We start from the raw sequence: 21813 nt of genomic DNA on the forward strand, positions 1-21813 counted from the left end.
TGATTGAAAGAGCGATACATTGAACCAGCCTCATTCGCTCATTCACTCTTTCGCTCTTTCAATCAATTACAAAGGTACGGACTTTACTTTACTTCAACGGCGGTTCCGCTATTAGAAACTGCTTTTCCTCGCTCAAAGGTAAGGTCGATACGACCCAGATTAATACCTGCAAAACCAACCTGGTTAATCCAGACGGGCTGACCACTTAAGTTAGTAACGGCTACGGGCGCATCCAGAAAAGTATGCGTATGCCCGCCAATGATCAGATCGATATTCCGGCTTTTGGCAGCCAGTACGTTGTCCGACACAGTGGCATCGTTGTATTTGAAACCAAGGTGCGACAGGCAAATCACATAGTCGCATTTTTTGTCGTTCCGAAGTTGCGCGGCCATGTCGTTACCGATATCGACTGGGTCGAGGTATTTCATTTCTTTGTAAGCATCTTTCGGGATCAGTCCGGCGGGTTGAATACCCAAACCGAAAACACCTATCCGAATCCCGTCTTTGTCGAATAGTTTAAACGGCATGGTTTTACCATCCATGACCGTGTTTTTGAAATCGTAATTGGCAATCAGCAGGGGAAAGCTCGCTTTACCAAACTGTGTCACCATATTGTCGATACCTCCGTCGAAATCATGATTACCAATGGTTCCGGCATCATACCCCAGTTTGTTCATAGCCAAAATTTCAGGCTCTCCTTTGTACAGGTTAAAGTAAGGCGTTCCCTGAAAAATATCCCCCGCATCGAAGAGCAGCACATTGCTTTGCTCCTGGCGAATTTTCTGAATCAGTGTAGCCCGACGCGCCACACCACCTTTTCCGGCATTGCGGCTCCCATCCATCGGAAACGGGTCCAGCCGACTATGCACATCGTTGGTATGCAGAATCGTTAGCGACGTGTCTTTACGAGTATTGGTATTGGCCAGCACCTCAGGCGCTACCGAACCAACAACAGCGGCAGTTCCCAGCAGTTTCAGAAACTGGCGTCTATTCGATGCTAATGCGTCCATCCGTAGTGGGGGTTATAGGTTGCCCGGTTTTGCCCCGCTGACGAACATAGTCGATGAGCGCATCCCGGATTAAATAACTTATATCTTCGCGTTTGACGGCTTTTTTTAGAAAATCGGTATTGTCACCCCCATTGGCAATGTAATCACTCAGCGCAACCGTATAGATTTCATTCGGCTGAAGGGTACGGCCGTTGGTAAACGTAACCGACTGTACCTGCTTATCATGCAGGGTTATCTTGACGCCCCCCATAACCAGTCCATGCCCATCGGCAAAATGATTCAGAAACTGCCTGAGCATATCGCCCGTAAGCGTGAGCACAACCAATTGATTATCAAACGGCATAACCCCAAAAACAGACCCAGTGGTAATAGCTCCTTTGGGTAAATTATCCCGGATTCCACCATAGTTGAGGTGAGAGCAATCGATCGGTTTTCCGTAGCGTTGGGACGCCTGCTGAAGTAGTGCATCTGTAAGCAGATCATTAAGAGGGCCCTCTGGTAATTTTTTTTCGATGGGTGCTGTTGAGGTAGCCAGGACCTCGTTCATCGTTTGGTCGAGCTTCTGCCGATACGGCTGGAGAAAGCTGTTGAGACTTGGGTCAGATGTTGCCGCCAGCGAATCGACACCGATTCGGTTGGCAGTTCGGTTTGTTAGATGATAACCCGACTTACAGGCCGACAAGATGGCCAAAGTCAGGATAAGAATGTATTTTTTCATAGGCATCTGCAAGTTCGGAAACTCTTGCTTATCCTGCATTAAGAAATTGTATTTAGTACTTAGCCTGCGGATTAAAATATAGTCCTGGCTTTACTGCACTTGCGTCGGCCAGCTACCATTAATCTGTTAAATGGTTTTACCCGGTGGCGTAATGGTCGTTGGTTCGGGTTTGTAATTCACCTTGCGCACACGTCCGAAGCCGCCCAGGCCAATCTGCAGGTTAATGAGGCCACCCGAAAACGGTTTAGCATCAAGGATGGGGCTGTAGGATAACTTGGTTCGTATAAACCAGAAACTTACTTCGGTACGATCATTTTTTGGGGCGTTGTTACCAAGTTTTACATCAAAAGCCAAACCCAATGTGGGCGCGTGACTTAGCAAGGATAGTCCCTGATAGCGTTCGTCTTTCCGATCGCGGGGCGACAAGTCAAACAATAGATAACCCAGATATGGAATTATTCGGGTTCGTGGACCATCATGCACAATGCGCCCCAGCCCTGCTTCGAACAACATAGGGCTGATGGGCATATCTTTTTCCCAGGTCTGATTCTGATGCGAAAAGCCTTGCCGTAATGTGCCATTATACAGCGTGGGATGCAGCATGAGCATGGTTCGCTGAAAGGCAATGTCAATTCCAAACACAACGCCCCCTGCCGAACGAATGGTTTGCGCTAAGGGGCCAGTTGCCAGTATACCCCCACCGCCAAAAAATACCCCGTAGCCTATTTTTGAGGCCCGGTAGGTGGTTACCAGGTCGGGCGTGTCGTGCAGCCGCTGAACCACCTGTTTCTCCCAGCGCAGCAAGGCTTCCTGATCATCGCCCCCACCCGTTTCGGCCCGAAACAGGTTGACCTCCGCCCCCAGTTCCGAATTTGTCAGGTACTCGATCTGGCGAGCCTGTTGTTTAAATCGACGGTCGGCTCCCAGCGCAATTAGTTTGGCCTTCATCTGGCGGGTGTGCACTTCAACCAGATCAAACAGCACCTGATTATACGCCAATGTCCGTTCGTTACGAGCCGTTTCCGAAACCCAGGATAGATTACGGAACATCAGGCAAAACGCTTCAACGGCCGGTTGGCCCCAGAGTGATGTAGGCCGAACCTCATACCCAATCTGATAATAAAACTCTGAGCCCCCTAAACCGGGCTGGGTGGGCGAATGAAAATCTGCTAATTCCAGCCGACGGGTCGCACTCCAGTGCAGCGTGTCGATGGTCACCTGCCCCGAAACGAGTAAGGGAAACAACAACAGTACCAGGAGTAGACGTTTCATCATCAGACAAGTGAAGACAGCGCGTAAATTTAGAAATAAGTACTTTATTATAAAGTGATTAGTCGCAATTCAACTCTGAATAAAGTACATAAACCTACTGATCATTCAGGAAGTTTTCTTGACATCGTATCGGATATCAGAGAATAACCAGACCATATGCCGTTTCGTTGTTTCAATACTAACAAAAAGTAGGCAAAAAAGCGCGGCATTGTTGTAAAGTAGAAAAGGGAAGCAGGGGATTGTCACCCTCTGCTTCCCTTTTCCAAATTCATCTATTTATTCTTAGTACCGATACATTTCTGATTTGAACGGACCGGCAACCGATACGCCAATATAGTCGGCCTGTTCCTGCTCCAGCGGCTCCAGTTTAGCACCTACGTGAGCTAAGTGCAGAGCAGCTACTTTTTCGTCAAGGATCTTCGGTAACACGTATACCTTGTTCTCGTACTTATCTGAGTTTAGCCACAGTTCGATCTGAGCCAGCGTCTGGTTCGAGAACGAGCACGACATCACGAAGCTGGGGTGGCCCATCGCGCAGCCCAAATTCACCAGACGGCCTTCAGCCAATACGATCACTTCTTTGCCTTCTACCTCATACATATCAACCTGCGGCTTGATTGGACTCTTGGTATGGCCGTAATTTTCGTTCAACCAGGCCATATCAATTTCATTATCGAAATGCCCAATGTTACAAACAACAGCCTTATCCTTCATGGCTTTGAAGTGGCGGCCTTTGATAATGTTGACGTTACCCGTAGCGGTCACAAAAATCTGCGCACGCGTAGCGGCTTCATCCATCGTAACCACTTCATAACCATCCATAGCAGCCTGCAACGCGCAGATTGGGTCAATTTCCGTTACCAGAACCCGGCAGCCAGCCCCGCGCAGCGATTCAGCCGAACCTTTCCCTACATCGCCATAACCAGCTACAACAGCCACTTTACCGGCCAGCATCAAATCCGTAGCTCGACGGATAGCGTCGACCAGCGATTCACGGCAACCGTATTTGTTATCGAATTTCGACTTGGTTACCGAGTCATTCACGTTGATCGAAGGTAAATGCAAGGTGCCGTTTTTCATGCGCTCATACAACCGGTGAACGCCCGTGGTCGTTTCTTCTGAGAGGCCTTTAATGCCCTGAATCAGTTCAGGATACACATCAAACACCATATTGGTCAGATCACCGCCATCGTCCAGAATCATGTTGAGTGGCTTCCGGTCTTCGCCGAAGAACAGTGTCTGCTCAATACACCAGTTAAACTCTTCTTCGTTCATTCCTTTCCAGGCATAGACCGGAATACCAGCCGCAGCAATAGCCGCAGCTGCGTGATCCTGCGTCGAGAAAATGTTACAGGACGACCAGGTAACATCGGCCCCCAGTTCAACCAGTGTTTCGATCAGCACAGCGGTCTGGATCGTCATGTGCAGACAGCCAGCAATACGGGCTCCCTGGAGCGGTTTCGTCGGACCATACTCAGCACGAAGGGCCATTAGACCAGGCATTTCGGCTTCGGCAAGCCGGATTTCCTTGCGGCCCCACTCGGCCAGCGCAATATCCTTAACTTTGTAAGGAACGTAAGTTGAAGTTTGCATATAGATTTACGACCGATTTTCGGCCTTATTACGAAGATACGATTCGATAGACTATTTCTCCGTAGTGTTTGATTTCTTAGTAAAGTGCAAAAATAAGAAGCGACTTGCAGAATCCCTATTGATTGGAATATACTTTAACCAACACCTGATTTAATGGCAACCTCCTACTAATCAACATACTCACCTTTTAAACCTGAACAAAACAGTGAATTAACGATGGATACAATTTCTATCATACCCTACTCACCTGAATACCAACCTGATTTTAAACGGCTTAACCTTGAATGGATTTCACGTTATTTTACAGTCGAACCTCACGACGTAGAGCAATTGGATCATCCTGAAATCCATGTATTACCTCGAAATGGGCAGATCTTTCTGGCTCAGTCAGGCAATCAGATTGTTGGCTGTGTGGCCATGATCAATACGAGTCCGCTGGATCAGGGCAACACTGAATTCGAGCTAGCCAAAATGGCCGTTTCGCCAACGGTGCAGGGAAAAGGTATTGGGAAAAAGCTATGTCAGGCGGCTATCGCCTATGCCCGCCAGCTTAGTGTCAAAACCGTATGGCTCGAATCGAACCGAGTCCTGACGCCAGCGTTGACCATGTACGCCAGCGTAGGATTTCGTGAAGTACCCAGCGTGCCAACTCCGTATGCGCGGGCCAATATTCGGATGGAAATGAGCTTGTGATTTCTGCTCGTCCACGATTGTATCGCGGACGAGCCAGGGGCTAGGTCAACGTAAACTAAATACCGAAATCTATTTCTGTGCCGTTTGCCCAGGCCAGACATACTCGAAGCTCTTGTTGATAGGCGCTTCGAAGTAGTTGACTTTCAGGTAGTCGAGCCGTTTTTTATGCACGTCCAGACGCTGCTTAAAATCGTCGATATTTTTGGCTTCACCGGGCGTCCAGGCGGTTTCAGCAACAGCCAGCAGACGCGGATACGCCATATACTCCACGTAATGCGTGGTGGGCATATACTCCGACCAGATGTTGGCCTGTACACCTAACACATGCTTTGCCTGCTCAGTCGTCAGGCTGTCCGTAACGGAGGGGTTGAAACCATACACTTTTTCGAGCGGCAACAAACCACCAATGGCTACAGGCTGCGTTTTGGGATCGGTCTGGTAATAATCCAGATAGCAATACGTAGTTGGACTCATGATCACGTCATGATTTTGCCGGGCAGCCGCAATACCACCGTTTACACCCCGCCAGCTCATCACGGTAGCATTGGGCGAAAGACCGCCTTCCAGAATTTCATCCCACCCAATGATCCGTCGCCCTTTCGAGGTAACAAATTTGTCGATGCGCCGAATAAAATAGCTTTGCAATTCGTGTTCATCCTTCAGGCCTTCTTTCTTCATCAACTCCTGACAGAACTTACTCTGCTTCCACTCCGTTTTGGGGCACTCATCGCCACCAATATGAATGTACTGACTCGGAAACAGATCCATTATTTCGGTCAATACGTTTTCCAGGAAGGTGAACGTCTCCTCACGCGGAAACAAAACCTGATCATGAACGCCCCAGGTACCTGTGACAGGAATAACCCGGTCGGGGTTCGCGCCTAGTTCGGGATACACGGACAGAACGGCTACCGAATGACCCGGCATTTCGATTTCAGGAATTACCGTTATAAATCGTTCTTTGGCATACTTCACCACCTCACGTACGTCGTCCTGCGTATAAAAACCACCGTAAGGCTTATCGCTGTATTTCCGATCGCGGTAATGGCCCACCATGGTGCGAGGACGAATCGATGCGAACTTGGTCAGTTCCGGGTACTTTTTGATCTCAATGCGCCAGCCCTGATCTTCGGTCAGATGCCAGTGAAACACGTTCATTTTATGCAGCGCCAGAAGATCGATGTATTTTTTGATGAACGACACCGGATAAAAATGCCGCCCGACATCGAGCATGGAACCCCGATACCCGTACTGAGGCTGATCTTCGACCATACAGGCAGGCACCGTCCAGGCAACGCCCTCTGCCTTGGTTGGACTAAACACAGCCGCTGGCATCAACTGCATGAGCGACTGAACCCCGTAGAAAAATCCCTGTGGCTGGGCAGCCGAAATCAGAATCTGTTTTGGCGATACAGTGAGCGTATAACCTTCGGCACCTAATACGGCATCTTTTGTCTGAACAAACGCAATTCCATTCGATGCCTTTCCGGTTGCGACGGAGGTTGCTCTCCCGGTCGATTTACCCAGTTGATCAGCCAACATCTGGGCAATCTGACGGACTTCAGGATTTGTTGCTTGAATCGAAATCGTTGGTTTGGCGGGCAAGGTATAACTTCCATTACGTTCCTCCAACCGAACAGGTTTTGGGATAATGGCATAGGTTGCCTTCTGGGCATAGAGTCCGTGTGTTGCCGCAATGACGGCAATCAAACAGAAAAACAGTTTTTTCATAGGTAGAAAAGTAAGGGGTATCGCACAAAGGTACGCGAGGTTTTGGGAGATGCCGCACTTAAATCTACCACCGCCCTAACGAAGCGACCTGGGCAAACCGCTGTAAATTGACTAACGCCCACAGCTTCTTAGCGCCCTTGGGGTCGTACCATACAGATTATAGCATTCGTTCTGGTAAAAAATTACTTCAAATACGGTTTAAGCACTTTTTGCCATCGTTCGTAGCCTGCCGGAAGCATGTGTAGACTATCGGATCGAAACAGTTCGGGGACAGGCTGTCCATTTTTCAACAGCATGACCGGGCGAATATCGACAAACTGAGTATTTCGCTGTTTCGCCAGGTACGCCTGAATCAACCGATTGGCATTATCCATTTCCGAAAAATACTTCCGACGCGACGGACTAGGCTTTATGGAGATAAACGTAAACGTCGTATTAGGCAATTCCCGGCGAACGTGCTCGAACAGCGTAACCAGACGTTCGTATACTTCCTGCCCCGTTTTTCCGGCAGCAACATCGTTTTCGCCCGCATACAACACGACCTGCTTCGGCTTATAGGGCACGATGACACGATCGGCGTAATAGATCACATCGCTCAGCTGCGAGCCACCAAAACCTCGTTGTAAAACAGGTTTATTCGGAAAGTAATTGCCAAGATTTTCCCATAATCGGATTGACGAGCTTCCTGTAAAAACGATTGGGTTTCGGGGTGGCGGAGTCGTTTTATCAGCCTGTTCAAACGCCCGAATCTCCGATTCAAACGCGTGTTCCTGCGCAAACAGGCAAAGAGGAAAAAGAAGCAACAATAAGAGACGTGGCATTGCTTTTAGTGGATGTTTTTACTAAAAGTCATAGCTAACGCTAAACTCACTTCCCGATTAGAAAGAAATACGCCCCCCGGCATCAAAAAGTAATGTACCGTTTTCTATTAACCGCTTCGCCTGAACTACTTGACTTACCGTTACATGATGACTTACCGAAATCGTAACGTCGTCATAGCGACCGGGTACACAGTTACAGTTCCAGGTGCTGCTGCTCGTCCAGTTTCCATCGTGTACGCTGGCAATAACACCATACACAGTCCTGCTGGCCGATGATGAACACCCTAATGCCGTACCCGTCACAGAATATACGCCGGAGGTTGTTAGTACAATGGAAGCAGTCGTGGCACTGGTCGACCAAAGATAGGTGGTAGCGCCCGAAGCCGTGAGTGTGGTCGATTGCCCACCTGTAATGGTAAGACTGGGGTTGGCTGTGATCGTCAGGCTGGGGATTGGATTCACAGCCAGGGTAACGCTGGCCGTCGGGCTGTTCGTACCATCCGTAGCGGTTACGGTAACCGTGTACACAGTTGGGCTATTAACCGTTGGCGCTGTAAAAGAAGGTGTACTTCCTGTGGCCGTTAGCCCAGTTGGCTGACTATTCCAGGTATACGAAGAAGGTGTAAAGTTAGCGGCTGTCGCTGTCAGGCTAACCAGACTTCCCGAACACACAGCGCCTGGATTGGCCGGACTGATCCGCACAATAGCCGGGCCTGCCACCTTGCGTACCCGCTGGTTATCGGTGTCAGCAATGTAGAGATTATCGTTATTATCAATGGCCACATTCAACGGATTAGCCAAACTCGCAGCAGTAGCAAGCCCCCCATCGCCACTAAAGCCATAAAACTCATTGCCCGCTACGGTCGTAATGACTCCATTCGTGGACACTTTACGAACACGATTATTCTGTGTATCAGCGATATAGAGATTGCCATGCGTATCAATAATTACATCGGCAGGGTTAGCCAGATTAGCGACTGTGGCGGGTCCATTGTCACCACCAAACCCAAACGTACCATTACCCGCTACGGTTGTAATACTACCCGCTGGTGTAACCTTACGAATCCGATGATTGCCCTGGTCAGCAATGTACAGATTCCCGCTTCCATCCACCGCCACGCCAGCCGGATAATTTAGCTTAGCAGCCGTAGCTGATCCGCCATCGCCACTATAACCTGCCGTTCCGGTACCGGCTACGGTTGTGATACTACCCGCCGGTGTTACTTTGCGAACGCGGTTATTCTGCGAATCAGCGATATACAGATTGCCACTGCCATCGACGACTACACCTGCCGGAAAATTCAGGGCAGCCACCGTAGCTACTCCCCCATCGCCACTAAACGAGGCTGAACCATTACCTGCTACAGTCGTGATACTGCCCGCCGGTGTTACTTTACGCACTCGGTTATTTCCCTGATCAGCAATATACAGGTTACCACTGCCATCAATGGCAACACCAGCTGCATTAGCCAGGCTGGCCGCTGTTGCCGCTCCCCCGTCGCCACTAAAGCCATAGGTACCATTTCCGGCTACGGTTGTAATGGTGCCAGACGTTGCGAGCTTTCGAATCCGTTGATTCTGCTGGTCAGCCAGATATAGATTACCACTTCCGTCGACGGCCAGCCCGAAGGGGTTCGATAAACTGGCAGATGTGGCTTTCCCTCCATCACCACTGTAGTTGATCGTCCCATTACCGGCTACGGTTGAGATGGTGCCCCCCGTCGATACTTTTCGGAGCCGGTTATTCTGCGAATCAGCAATATATACATTCCCGCTCCCATCGACCACTACCCCTCCGGGCGAATACAAACTTGACTCCGTAGCAACCCCTCCATCACCACTATATCCAGCCGTACCATCGCCAGCTATTGTACTGATAATACCAGCAGAGGTTACCATACGAACCCGATGGTTGCTGGCATCGGCGATGTATATATTCCCACTCCCATCCACAGTCACGCCAAATGGATTATTCAGATTTGCCGCAATAGCCGCACTCCCATCGCCCCCAAAACCTGCCGTGCCGTTTCCCGCAACAGTCGTAATACTACCCACTCCCGACACTTTACGAATCCGATTATTTTGCGAGTCGGCAATGTATAGATTACCGCTTCCATCGACGACTATTTCGGTTGGGCTATTCAATTTAGCAGCGGTTGCCGCCCCTCCATCGCCCCCAAAACCCGCTGTAGCACTACCTGCTACGGTTGTAATAGTACCTGACAAATCAACCTTTCGGATACGATGGTTCTGTTGATCAGCAATATAGAGGTTACCCGATCCATCCACCGCCACGCCGGTTGGGTTGGCTAAACTGGCGGCCGTAGCTGATCCACCATCTCCGCTAAAACCAGATGTTCCGGTACCGGCTACGGTCGTAATACTACCCGCCGGTGTTACTTTGCGAACGCGATTATTCTGCGAATCAGCGATATACACATTGCCATTTCCATCAACGGCTACGCCTGTTGGATTCGCTAAACTAGCGGCTGTCGCCTGCCCTCCATCCCCCCCGGACCCATAGCTACCATTGCCCGCTACGGTTGTAATGCTGCCCGCTGGCGTGACTTTACGAATCCGATGATTGCCCTGGTCGGCAATGTACAGATTCCCGTTTCCATCCATGACTACACTGAATGGATTCGATAGGTTAGCCCCCGTAGCCGGACCGCCATCACCTTTTAGAGAAGAACCCGCTACGGTCGTAATGACCTGAGCAATGAGTTGAGTAGGTGCCATTGCGAAAACAGCACTTACGGTCAGTATTCGGACAAAGTAGTTAAGGAGAGGACCCTTCATAGCGAAAAAGGATTGAGGAAACGAGCCGCATCTAGTCGACACACGCGTACAACCCTCATTAGCATCAAAATTTATACCTAACTATCAATCAGTTAGCACAAATCGATTCAATGGCCACTCTCACTCCTAAGTACAGCTTCAGTAACCCTGTATTAAGGGAAATGAACCGCTACCCATAATTAAATAAAGGGTACGACCGACTCCAGGCTCATGCCCCGCGAGCCTTTTACCAATACGTGCTTATTGGTCATGGGACAATTTGACTATACTTTAGGAAGCGTTTTACTAGTTTATAAACCGTTGTGCAAGATTCTGACTCAGCCGGATTTATACCTGCTCTTCGGCATTCTCCATCTCTCCGACCTGCACGATCAATCGCTAATTGAACTCGGCTTTCGTTTTTCAAAAGATCAAAGCCGCTTAGCACATCAAAAAAAGCAGACGTAATTAGTTTACTACCTTTCCCATCATAATGAGCCCGTAACGGATTGATATGCGAATTGATTCTAGCCTCGTAATCTGTTCGGGGCATTTTAGCGCCATGATTGTCCTCAAAATGTAAAATAAGCCAGTATTCAAATGACTGATTTGACCAGGCTACGCTGAACTTTTGATTCTCAGCCTCCTGTATGGCTTTCAGAAAGTCGTCATTTGTAAAGTCGTCTTTATCAAAGACGCACCAAACCTCATCGTATTCTTTTTTAGTGGCTACTTTCTTAGTAAATTCTACAACATGCGTTGGGCTTTTCTTACCGCCATATTGCTCAATTCTAGCTGATGAAAGCCGAAATTGCTCAAAGTAACTTCGTTCCGTATTTTGGCCTTCACATACAATCAGCAAGGTAGGTTTAATCTCGCGAGTGGGTGCGGCACGAGTCAGGTCAGTTTGGCTACGTCGGCGGGCCCTGGCAGATTCTCGGTCTTCACGCTGAATAGCCAGCTTATTCCTCCGTTCTCGCATATACTGATTCTTGAGTGAAAAGCCGGGAAAAGTCGCCTAAGAATGGAATGGCTCCATAGCGGCCCTCAATATAATTCCGTTCAAAATTTTCTCCTTTTCGTGGTTTGTAATCAGCAAGCGAATAGAGACTAGCAGCTCCATAACGGTCTTTTTCTGTAAACCAGATTTGATCCCGACGAAAATTACCCGAGCTAAGAAGGTTCGTATCGTGCGTATTGAAAATAAGTTGAGCGTTGTTATAGTTTGTTGATGACGAATGAAATAAATCAACGAGAAAGCATACCAGATTAGGATGTAGTTTGGCATCCAGCTCATCCACTACAAATACAGAGCCGTCGAATAAAGCATCTATTATTGGGGCCACAATAGCAAAAAACTTTTGGGTACCCGACGATTCATCGTCATTTAATGAGAATACTACACTACCAACTTCCTGATTTTCCTCATTATACTTTTTATGAATTGTCCGAGCTTCATCCTCTAAGGCTTGATATTCATGTTTCAGGTCTTCCTGACTATGAGATAAATAACTAAATGGAAGTTTAGAGCGCTCAAACGTACGAACTTCAAAATCCTGAATACCAAGATCAGCTACCTGCAATAGTTTTAGAACAATTTGCTTATAATCTGCCTGCTGAGTTTGCTCCAGTGTGTATCTTGCATAATCTTCATCATCTAAGCCAGATGTAATTCGTAGTTTATTGAACCAGTCAAAAACACCCCCTGCCCGTTCATCGTTGAATTGTGCAGCTACAGATAATAATAAGGCGTTTTCCCGAATGTTGTTTCCTTTAACCAATTGACTGACTATACCGCTGAAACTACGTTTATGTAGCTCTATTATCTGATGGTCACGATAGAAGAGTTCTATTTCTTTTGTGTTAGGTCGATAATATAACCATTCAGAAATAATCTCACGCTGAGTTGCTTCAAAACCATAGCGGTATAATACCTCTTTATGGATAAATGTGACTTCAAATTCTGACGGTTCATTTTCGAATACAGTGCTTAGCCGGAATGGCTCAACAGGTATAGCATCCCCTTTTTGGCTATCTTTAGAGGAAACATGAATGAAATTACGCATATAGCCCAATGCTTCGATCAGTTTACTCTTTCCGCTAGCATTGGCCCCATAAACAACTGCACTTTTAAGTAAGCTTAAACCAAATTTGGGGACTTCAATAATATTTTCTCTGTTGGTTTCTTTATCGTAACTGGAAGCAACAAGGCTCAATTCGGCTCTATCTCGGAATACTTTATAGTTACGAACGCTGAACTTTACAAGCATAATAGAAGCCTTTTTGGGTTATAATACAACAAAAAAACGATACATTTTACAATTGTGTGCATTATGAGCAAACAAATTATAAAAAATTGTTCTTCCTCGCGTACGATCCTTTCAAGCCTGACATCTCAAACAGCACGCCTTAAAGCTCTCTAAATATTCATCTCTAAATAAAGGGCACGACCGACTCCAGGCTCATACCCCTCGAGCCTTTTACCAGAATGTGTGTATCGGTCATGGGATGGTCCATCAACCAGTTGTGCAGGGAAAACTTATCAGGGAAATAGAAAGCCTTGGGGAGATACGATAACGCATATTTTATGTCTTTACCCGCCAGAATTACTCGCTCAAACTTTCCTTCAGCAATCAATCTACCTAACGCTGCGTGTTCAGCCTCGCTTTCGTCGCCCAGTTCGTACATATCGCCTAAAATCACGGCTTTATGAGCCGCAGGTGTAGCAGCAAACTGACGAATGGCAGCCGCCATCGAACTAGGATTCGCATTATAGGCGTCGAGCAGGATTGTGTTTGTGCCTTTCGTAATTACCTGTGAACGGTTGTTTGTCGGGTTATAATCAGCAATGGCTCGGTTCGCTTCTTCGGGGGTTACGCCAAAATAGTCGCCGATGGCCAGAGCCGCCAGCATGTTCTCGAAGTTATAACGTCCGGGTAAATGCGTCGTAACCTGGTGCCCAACAGCATCCCGGTAAATGACAACGGGTGACTCCTGGAGCAACTCCACGGGTTCGCCCGGATAAAAGACAGCTTCGGCAAAGGTCGTTTCGGGGCGGTGTGTTTTGAGTCGCTCACGGTAGAGGGCTGTCAATACAGTATCACGCGAGTTGATAAATACCGTCCGCCCCTGTTGGGCCAGGTAATCATATAGTTCTCCTTTTCCTTTTTTTACCCCTTCGAAACCGCCAAACCCTTCCAGATGGGCTTTACCTACGTTGGTAATCAGGCCGTGTGTCGGTTGGGCAATGGAACAAAGCAGTTCAATCTCTTTCTGGTGATTAGCGCCCATCTCCACAACGGCCATTTCGTATTGGTCGTTAATAGCCAGCAGCGTAAGCGGTACGCCAATGTGGTTATTCAGGTTGCCTACTGTAGCATACGTCCGATATTTTTTCGATAAAACCCCTGCAATCAGTTCTTTGGTAGTGGTTTTACCATTCGATCCCGTCAGGCCGATCACTGGAAACGTAAACGTTTGTCGATGATACCGGGCCAAATCCTGCAAAGCGGTCAATGCATCGGCAACGAGCAGGCACGAACCGGCCAGCGACTCACGAGCAGCGACATCAGCATCATCGACTAGAGCATAGCGAGCCCCAGACGCCAACGCCTGCTCGACAAACTGATTTCCATCGAATTTGTCGCCTTTCAGCGCCACAAACAAACAACCGGGCGTAATTCGACGCGTATCCGTGGAAATACTGGTACATTCCAAAAATTTCTGATAGAGTTGTTCTGTGGACACCATGCCGATAGACTTAAATAGATGCTTCGTTCGTTGTTTTCGTGAATTGGCTGGTATACTGAACTCAGCCGATTTGCAAAGGCCCAAAATTAGATGAAAAAGCTATTTACGCTTTGTTTTTTGATGCTACCCTTTTTTATCCATGCCCAGTCGGGAGGCAAAATCGGGTTTCGGTACGATCAAAATCCGACGGTTAGTGCGAATGGAAAAGCCTTGCTCAATCCCTGGGCAGGGGGGCTCAATTCGACACAGTACTCAACCATTCGACTCAACGACGATAACCGTGACGATCTGGTCGTGTTCGACCGGAGTACCGGAAAGGTCAATACCTTTGTCGCCATCGACAATCCTACCGGCAGCGGAATAGCCTGGCGGTACGCCCCCGAATACGAAACAGCGTTTCCGATTAATGTATATAGCTGGCTGTTGCTGGTCGATTATGACGGTGACGGTCGGAAAGATGTGTTTGCTACCAGCTCGGCGGGTGTGCAGGTAATGCATAATGAATCGCAGAATGGACAGGTTGTGTTTAAGACAGTAGCTAATCCACTGAAAACTATAGGCTTTGCGGGCAACCAGCCTTTATATGTAGCAGGTACCGACATCCCGGCTATTACGGACTTCGACGATGATGGTGATATCGACATCATTACGTTCGATTCGGACGGTAATATTCTGGCCTATCAGCAAAACATGAGCGTTGAGCGAACGGGCACCAAAGGACTTGATTTTCAACGAACGGGTGGAACCTGCTGGGGGCATTTCCGAAAAGAATTCTGTAATGATTTCACGTTTGGTTTCTTTTGCGATGACAATGCCGGGGGACGAATCGCAGCTCAACCAAGCGCCAGTAATGCCAGACTTGCTAAACCGTTGCATACGGGTAACACCCTCACCGTTGTCGATACAGATGGCGATGGGCATAAAGATCTGCTGTTCGGCTTTGTCACTTGTGAAAATATAGCCCGCCTGAAAAATGCAGGTCCCAACAACGATAAAGCCAATTTTGTAAGTTACGACAGCCTGTTTCCGACGGCTGCCCCTATTCTGTTCCCAGCTTTTCCGGCCACCTATTGGGAAGATATAGACGGAGATGGCCAGAAAGATTTAATGGCGTCACCGAATGTCAGTTCCAACGACGGTTATGCTTTCGATTTTCGGGCATCGAACTGGTTTTATAAGAATACGGGTACGACTCAAAAACCCGTCTTCCAACTGAGCCAGAAAGATTTTCTGCAAAACGACATGCTCGACCTGGGCGAACGAGCGGCCCCTGCCCTGGCCGATCTGGATGGCGATGGCGATCTGGATATGTTGGTGGGCTTCGGTGGGGTTGGGCTGGGCAGCAGCTATCGGGCAGGTATCTGGCAGTTCGAAAATAAAGGCACGCTGCAAAATCCAGCCTTTTCGCTGGTCACAACCGATTACCTGGGCATTTCCAAATCCCTGACGCTAACCAATACAGTCCCTTCTTTTGTTGATGTGGATGGCAATGGAAGCCTTGACCTAATCCTGACAGGAGTTGGGACCAATGCCCTCGAAATTCGAGTATTGCTCAACACGGCAGCCAAAGGGGCGGCTGCTCAGTATAACCAGGCGAATGCTCTACGCTGGCCTAAGCCAGACGTAGTGGGTCCGTATGATCTATTGACCATAACAGATGTGGATAAAGATGGCAAAGTTGATATGCTGGTTGGGTATTATAGCCTGGGCACTATTCAGTATTACCGCAATGTTGGCACAGCCACGGCTCCATCGTTCCAATTACAAAACCAGTTCTTTGGCGGCTTTACCAACGATGATTATACGTATGCCAAAGCTCGGTCGCTGGTAGTGGCCGACCTGAATGGCGATCAGAAAAACGAACTGATTGCAGCCGCTGACAATGGCACCGTTCGGGTGTATCAGTTCCCAGAAAAACCCGACCAGTCGCTCACGCTGATTGATTCACTGGCCTCGATCGGCGTTCCGGGAAAAGGGCTGATTGCCACCGTTGGGGACCTGGATGGCGACCAACTTCCCGATCTGATTCTGGGCAGCGCATCAGGCGGCCTTCGTTATCTGAAAAATACCTCCCAGAAAGTGGTCATTACGGGCACGACCGACGAGCCCACCAGCCCCTGGGTATTTCCGAATCCAACCGATCGTTATCTGACCGTACGGCCACCTTTTGCCGGACAGGTGGAGTTGCTTTCCTTGTCAGGGCAGACGATGTTGCCGATACAACCTGTAGCCATTGATGCCGACACGATACTGGACCTTGGCAACTTACCCGATGGCAACTATCTGCTCCGGCTAACGGGAGAAAATCGTCCGGCACAGGTTCAGAAAATTGTGGTCTGGAAATAAATCCAAACTCTTTTTTTCATAACTAGTTAGTGATTAATTACACATGGTCATCCTGATCTACCCTTTCTAATCAGTTATACAACTATGGAAAATACAGACAACGCCGATATGCAGAGCCCAAATCAGGCGATGGGCAATTCGATGAAGGGTGTATCGCCCCAGCATAATGATTTGCCGCCCAACGATGAGGGTGATGATACCGCCATCTATACAGGTCTGGGCGTTAATAATGACCCGGATATCATGAATCCTGGCGATGAGGAAGCTTTAGACACGGTATTGCATACGGATACAGCTACAGCCCGGCATGCCACCGATGAACTATCGAACGATGCGGAGGATGATGAATTTACGAATGACTTTGCTAATACCGACCTTTCCGATGATGACATCGATGAGCAGATCATCGAACTGGCCGAAGAGGAAGAAGAAGGCAATGAGCGGTATTAGCAGAATCTTTGCCGCCTGATATTAAACCAAAAAGCCGTACTGAGCTATTATTCTCAAGGCCGGCTTTTTGTTAGCTCTTCAATTATCCTACTTTATCTACCGCAGTTCACCTGTCTGATTGCAGTAGTACTCGGATGAGCCGATCACCAGTTTGCTCGACGTAGTTTATCCGGTTGCAGTACCCGGATACCGGCACCTGTGATCTCGATCAGTCCATCGTGTTTGAATTCGCTGAGTGTTCGAATCAATGACTCGGTAGCCGTCCCGATTACCGATGCCAGATCATCACGGGAGAGTTGGATAGGTGGAGCGGGTTCGCCATTGGGAAGGGGCTCCTGCAAGCGTAAGAGTGCATTCGCCACCCGCCGACGCAATGAACTATAAGCCATACCCAGCAACTGATCTTCCCGATCGCTGATGCGCCCCGCCAGCATCCTCACAAACGCCCGTCCCACTTCGGGATGAACCGTCAGCAAATGCCGAAAATCTTCCTTGGGAATATAAATCAACTCCGAATCATCGAGCGTTAGCGCCGATTCGGTGTAAGACTTTTCTTCGAGCAGGGCCAGATCGCCAAAAAAATCGCCTGCTCCATAAATACCAGTTACCAATTCCTTTCCATCGTTATTGGTCCGAATGGTTTTTACCCGGCCACTTTTCAGGAAATAAAGCCGGGTAGGTTCGTCGCCTTCCGTATACACAAACTGTTTCTTGGCCATAAAATGCGGTTTACGATCAATAGACAGCCGTTGTAGTCCCTCAACCGCACTTACATCGTCCAGAAATTCGTTCAAGCCCTCCTGTTTAAGATTATAGCTTTCCGACCGGATCTTGGAAAATCGATTCAGACGCCCCTCTACCGCACTGAGCAGTTCCGACTCATCGAAAGGTTTGGTCAAGTAGTCGTCGGCACCTAGCTCCATACCTTTTCGGAAATCTGTACGTTCCGATTTAGCCGTCAAAAAAATAAAGGGTATGCTCGCCAGATCAGGATTTTTATTGACAATATGCAGAACGCCATATCCATCGAGTACGGGCATCATAATGTCACAAATAATCAGATCAGGCCGGCCGGCGAGTGCCAGCTCTACACCGACTTTACCATTATTAGCAGTCTGTACTGTATACCCGGCCAGCTCCAGAATTTCAGCGGTGTTCTCCCGGATATCGTCGTTGTCTTCAATTAGCAGAATGGTTTTCATAAGGGAATGTAATCGTTACAGTAGTGCCTTCCCCTAACTGGCTGGTCAGTACAATGGTCCCGCTCAGCAGTTCAAGGTATTTGGCAACAATATGAAGTCCGAGGCCGGTACCCGCGAAATTGGTGGCGTTCTTAGCCCGGAAAAAACGTTCAAATAAATGTTTCTGATCATCCTCTGAAATACCGATTCCCTGATCCCGAATGGTCAGTTGAAAGGCGGTTTCGTTACAAACAGCAACCAAGTCAATAAGCTGATTTTCAGCAGAATACTTTATAGCATTCGATAGCAGGTTGACCACTATTTTACGCAAGAGCGATGGATCACTTCGGATCAGCTTCGGGCAATTTATCTGCATCTGAACACGCTGACCCACTTTCAGCATATCCTGCAAATCCGTTACAACCTCGTTGATCAAGCCGGTAAGCTCAACCCACGACCAGTTGGCCTCCAGACGACCTTCCTCCAACCGCCCAACCGATAGAAATTCTTCCAGAATGGTGTTAAGGTGATACACCGATGATTTGATGCGCTGGATATGCCGAATTCGCTTGTCTTGCTGTTCGGTTGCGGGGTATTTTTCAATGAGGGAAGCCGATGTTAGAATAGCACTCAACGGGGTTCGAAACTCGTGCGACGCCATCGATACAAAGCGTGACTTCAACTCGCCCAGTTCTCGCTCAACCGCCAGAGCTTTAGCCAGTTCGTCTTTCGACTGCTCAAGCTGGTGAAGCGTTGCCATCAGGGCGTGCGTTCGGTCAACGACCTTCTGCTCCAGCTCGGCATTGAGCTGTTCAATCCGGGCTTTCTGAGCCAATAGTGTCAGGTCGGCCTCTTTTTTGGCCGTAATATCAATTATATAAGCAACAGTCAGCAGTACGGTTTCCCGATAAAAATAGCTCAGGCTGATTTCGGCAGGAAAAATCGATTCGTCCTTGCGTTTTGCATACAAGTCGCGTCCATGCCCCATAGAACGGACCTGGGGGTGCGCATTGAACGAGGATCGTAGCTCAGCATGCCGATGAGCAACCGGATTAGGTACGAGTGCGTCGATCGATAGCCCTTTCATTTCTTCTTTTGTATACCCAAATAAGGTATGAGCATGTCGATTAGACGATACGATACGCCCCTGTTCATCCGAAACAATTATACCGATGGTGGCGTGGGTAAAAACGGCCTCAAATGAGTCGTCGAACATGATAAATACGACAATTAGCACCCAGCCTGAGTAGGAAAAATCTGAGCGACCTGACAAAAATTACTTCCAGGTGCAAAGTAAAGGGCTAGCCAACGTAGCCGACTGATTATAATCAGTCAGGATACTGATCTGTATCACCTCCTGCCGAAGCGAAAAAGGGCAACTTTGAGCTATTAATTGGCTTATTGTCATGGTACCTTACTCATCCGTAGTGGCAACAGTTCCACAAGTGCCTGTGTTGTTGGTATTTACGTCATCTTCGACGGCACAACGAACTGACGTGGACCAGCTTCTGGATAAAATGCGTTCGGTGCTATACCCGAACGTGCAAATCATGCGGGTGAACGAAAGCAGCCATCCCGAAGTAGTACGGAGTTTTGGTGTAACCTCTTTACCAGCGTTTGTTCTGTTAAAACGTGGCCTGGAGCTATGGCGCTATGCTGGCCCAGTCGACCATCCCGATCTTGTCAATCAGTTAGAAACTCAGTTGATCCAGACATCCACCAAGTAATCATTTTCGCAAACCCTCATGAACTCAACCATGAATTCGGCAACTCAGTCGGTCACAACCGCATCCTGCCATCAGGAACATCAGCACTGGCAACAGATTATCCAGCAGCAGGCCGAAGAAATTCGCCAGCTTCGGGCACTGCTGCTCGAGGTGATGAATCATTACAACAGCCGAAGTCTCCGCCACGATGCCGTTGATTATTTCCAGGATTTAAGTCATTTACAGGCCAAACTGGATCAGCTCAATCGAAATCTGATCTGTACCGGAGCCGATTGCCCACCCATCCGGCAAGCCCAGATTTGCTCCGATACCCATTTTGGCCTTTCGGCTACAATTGAGCGCCATACAACGGCATTTATGCATGAATTTACGCGTGTAAAAGACGGCTGCCTGCAATTTCTGTCGGGCATGATGAGCCTGAATATGCTGTAAGTTTGGTGGCTAATGCGGCTGGTCGTATACTTGCTGTGATCTTCCTCTCATACAATGTACGACCAGCTCTATCAGCATATTTCGCGTCTGGTCAGCCTGACCGACGATGAGTTTACCCTTCTGAAAACACTTTTCATTCCAAAGAAACTTCGCCGTAAGCACGACCTGTTGCAGGAAGGTGATGTTTGTAAGGCCATTGCTTTTGTCGAAAAAGGGCTATTGCGTGCCTACACCGTCGATACGAAAGGCGCAGAGCATATTCTTCAGTTTGCGCCCGAAGACTGGTGGATATCCGATATGTACAGCTACCTTACGGGGGAGCCCTCAGATACTCAGATCGATGCCCTGGAAGATTCGGAGTTACTGCTACTGGAGCGGACCAATATGGACGTAATGGTAGAAAGCGTTCCTAAAATGGAGCGTTTTTTTCGGATTACTCTACAGAATAATTACATAGCCACCCAACGCCGGATCAAAAGCGCCCTGAGCCAGTCGGCCGAAGAAAAGTACGCAGATTTTATCCACCGCTACCCAGCCATCGTACAGCGTGTACCCCAGCACATGATCGCTTCGTACCTGGGCATCACGCCCGCCTTTCTGAGCCGTATTCGAGGCCGGAAACCCCATTCCGATTGATTTTCGTTGATCTAGTACAACGTTTTTTCTTGTCCTAAGCCATCGTTTTCGGCGGTACATTGATGGTAATTTTGTCCTGTCAGTCAATTAGAAACGACATGACGACGAATCATCATGAAGCCAACAATCGCCATCATTGGTTTGGGAAGTACAGGTTCGACTTTTGCCGTCCGACTGGCAGAGCAGTTGTATCGATTGCTCCTGTTCGATCAGGATAGATCGAAAGCGCAGATGCTGGTCGAAAGCCTTTTGCAGAAATCAACCAGCACTGATATTGAAGCTATTGACTGTAAGGTAACGGCCTGTTGGGAAGCCGATGTATTGGTTCTGGCCGTTCCCGAATCAGCCAAAAAAGCCGTAGCGGAGCAGATTAAGCAGGTAGCAACCTGTAAACTTGTTATCAACCTCGCAACGCTGGCCAGACCTGATCACCCAGCACACACACACGCTGGCGAGGAACTCCAGCAATGGCTACCCAATTCGAAACTTGTGCATGTATGGATCGCACCTTCTGAGAACGGCACGTTACCCGATACGGCTTTTATTACGGGCCAGCATGAAGAAGCCATAGCCACTGTTGCAGACTTACTGACCGTTGCGAGGCTCACTCCGATTGTGGTAGAAGACTGGTCAGTTTAACCGAACGCCTATCATGATGAGACGAGATCGATTTAT

19 protein-coding genes are annotated in these 21813 nt (G+C 48.4%); 7 read left to right on the forward strand and 12 right to left on the reverse strand.

Going from position 1 to position 21813, the window contains the following annotated elements; genetic code table 11:
• Positions 1–83: 83 nt before the first annotated feature.
• The 4 genes from B5M13_RS23965 to ahcY all read right to left on the reverse strand — a co-directional run bounded on the left by B5M13_RS23965 (position 84) and on the right by ahcY (position 4593).
• Positions 84–1010, reverse strand: coding sequence for a bifunctional metallophosphatase/5'-nucleotidase (locus tag B5M13_RS23965; protein WP_080058070.1), 927 nt, complete (start codon positions 1008–1010; stop codon positions 84–86).
• A complete protein-coding gene (locus B5M13_RS23970; protein WP_170061183.1) occupies positions 988–1728 on the reverse strand; it encodes a 5'-nucleotidase C-terminal domain-containing protein in 741 nt (246 codons plus the stop codon). The genes B5M13_RS23965 and B5M13_RS23970 overlap by 23 nt, the downstream gene beginning before the upstream one ends.
• A gap of 126 nt (positions 1729–1854) precedes the next feature.
• The gene (locus B5M13_RS23975; protein WP_245859464.1) at positions 1855–3003 is read right to left on the reverse strand and encodes a hypothetical protein; all 1149 of its coding nucleotides are present in this window, start codon (positions 3001–3003) and stop codon (positions 1855–1857) included.
• A 279-nt stretch (positions 3004–3282) separates the two neighbouring features.
• On the reverse strand, positions 3283–4593 hold the full coding sequence (ahcY, locus tag B5M13_RS23980; RefSeq protein WP_080058072.1) for an adenosylhomocysteinase: 1311 nt from the start codon (positions 4591–4593) through the stop codon (positions 3283–3285).
• Positions 4594–4809: 216 nt separating this feature from the next.
• Here ahcY and B5M13_RS23985 point away from each other — a divergent pair, with 216 nt between their 5' ends.
• Positions 4810–5286 carry a GNAT family N-acetyltransferase gene (locus B5M13_RS23985; RefSeq protein ID WP_080058073.1) on the forward strand — a complete coding sequence of 159 codons (477 nt, stop codon included), beginning with the start codon at positions 4810–4812 and terminating at the stop codon, positions 5284–5286.
• 69 nt (positions 5287–5355) lie between these two features.
• On the opposite strand, the gene B5M13_RS23990 is transcribed toward B5M13_RS23985, so the two are convergent.
• From B5M13_RS23990 to B5M13_RS24015, 6 genes are all read right to left on the reverse strand, one after another.
• Complete coding sequence (locus tag B5M13_RS23990; protein ID WP_080058074.1) at positions 5356–7017, reverse strand: beta-N-acetylhexosaminidase; 1662 nt, start codon at positions 7015–7017, stop codon at positions 5356–5358.
• Between the two features lie 182 nt (positions 7018–7199).
• On the reverse strand, positions 7200–7838 hold the full coding sequence (locus tag B5M13_RS23995; RefSeq protein WP_080058075.1) for a GDSL-type esterase/lipase family protein: 639 nt from the start codon (positions 7836–7838) through the stop codon (positions 7200–7202).
• A gap of 57 nt (positions 7839–7895) precedes the next feature.
• On the reverse strand, positions 7896–10637 hold the full coding sequence (locus B5M13_RS24000) for an NHL repeat-containing protein (RefSeq protein ID WP_080058076.1): 2742 nt from the start codon (positions 10635–10637) through the stop codon (positions 7896–7898).
• 247 nt (positions 10638–10884) lie between these two features.
• A complete protein-coding gene (locus B5M13_RS24005; RefSeq protein ID WP_170061184.1) occupies positions 10885–11478 on the reverse strand; it encodes an RloB family protein in 594 nt (197 codons plus the stop codon).
• Between the two features lie 100 nt (positions 11479–11578).
• Positions 11579–12886 carry an AAA family ATPase gene (locus B5M13_RS24010; protein WP_080058078.1) on the reverse strand — a complete coding sequence of 436 codons (1308 nt, stop codon included), beginning with the start codon at positions 12884–12886 and terminating at the stop codon, positions 11579–11581.
• Between the two features lie 163 nt (positions 12887–13049).
• A complete protein-coding gene (locus B5M13_RS24015; protein WP_080058079.1) occupies positions 13050–14366 on the reverse strand; it encodes a UDP-N-acetylmuramoyl-tripeptide--D-alanyl-D-alanine ligase in 1317 nt (438 codons plus the stop codon).
• Positions 14367–14456: 90 nt separating this feature from the next.
• On the opposite strand from B5M13_RS24015, the gene B5M13_RS24020 reads away from it, so the two are divergent.
• The gene (locus tag B5M13_RS24020) at positions 14457–16712 is read left to right on the forward strand and encodes a T9SS type A sorting domain-containing protein (RefSeq protein WP_080058080.1); all 2256 of its coding nucleotides are present in this window, start codon (positions 14457–14459) and stop codon (positions 16710–16712) included.
• Positions 16713–16796: 84 nt separating this feature from the next.
• A complete protein-coding gene (locus B5M13_RS24025) occupies positions 16797–17162 on the forward strand; it encodes a hypothetical protein (protein WP_080058081.1) in 366 nt (121 codons plus the stop codon).
• A 143-nt stretch (positions 17163–17305) separates the two neighbouring features.
• Here B5M13_RS24025 and B5M13_RS24030 read toward each other — a convergent pair whose 3' ends face one another.
• Positions 17306–18364 carry a response regulator gene (locus B5M13_RS24030; RefSeq protein ID WP_080058082.1) on the reverse strand — a complete coding sequence of 353 codons (1059 nt, stop codon included), beginning with the start codon at positions 18362–18364 and terminating at the stop codon, positions 17306–17308.
• Positions 18342–19559 carry a PAS domain-containing sensor histidine kinase gene (locus B5M13_RS24035; protein WP_080058083.1) on the reverse strand — a complete coding sequence of 406 codons (1218 nt, stop codon included), beginning with the start codon at positions 19557–19559 and terminating at the stop codon, positions 18342–18344. The genes B5M13_RS24030 and B5M13_RS24035 overlap by 23 nt, the downstream gene beginning before the upstream one ends.
• 190 nt (positions 19560–19749) lie before the next feature.
• On the opposite strand from B5M13_RS24035, the gene B5M13_RS24040 reads away from it, so the two are divergent.
• From B5M13_RS24040 to B5M13_RS24055, 4 genes are all read left to right on the forward strand, one after another.
• On the forward strand, positions 19750–20070 hold the full coding sequence (locus tag B5M13_RS24040) for a thioredoxin family protein (protein ID WP_080058084.1): 321 nt from the start codon (positions 19750–19752) through the stop codon (positions 20068–20070).
• Between the two features lie 30 nt (positions 20071–20100).
• Entirely contained in the window at positions 20101–20502 is a 402-nt protein-coding gene (locus B5M13_RS24045) for a hypothetical protein (RefSeq protein WP_245859465.1), read from the forward strand.
• A 54-nt stretch (positions 20503–20556) separates the two neighbouring features.
• Entirely contained in the window at positions 20557–21138 is a 582-nt protein-coding gene (locus B5M13_RS24050; RefSeq protein ID WP_080058086.1) for a Crp/Fnr family transcriptional regulator, read from the forward strand.
• A 114-nt stretch (positions 21139–21252) separates the two neighbouring features.
• Positions 21253–21777, forward strand: a complete 525-nt coding sequence (locus B5M13_RS24055; RefSeq protein WP_080058087.1) for an NAD(P)-binding domain-containing protein — start codon at positions 21253–21255, stop codon at positions 21775–21777.
• Positions 21778–21813 lie beyond the last annotated feature (36 nt).

The sequence above is a fragment of the Spirosoma aerolatum genome (genome assembly GCF_002056795.1).
Classification (GTDB): domain Bacteria; phylum Bacteroidota; class Bacteroidia; order Cytophagales; family Spirosomataceae; genus Spirosoma; species Spirosoma aerolatum.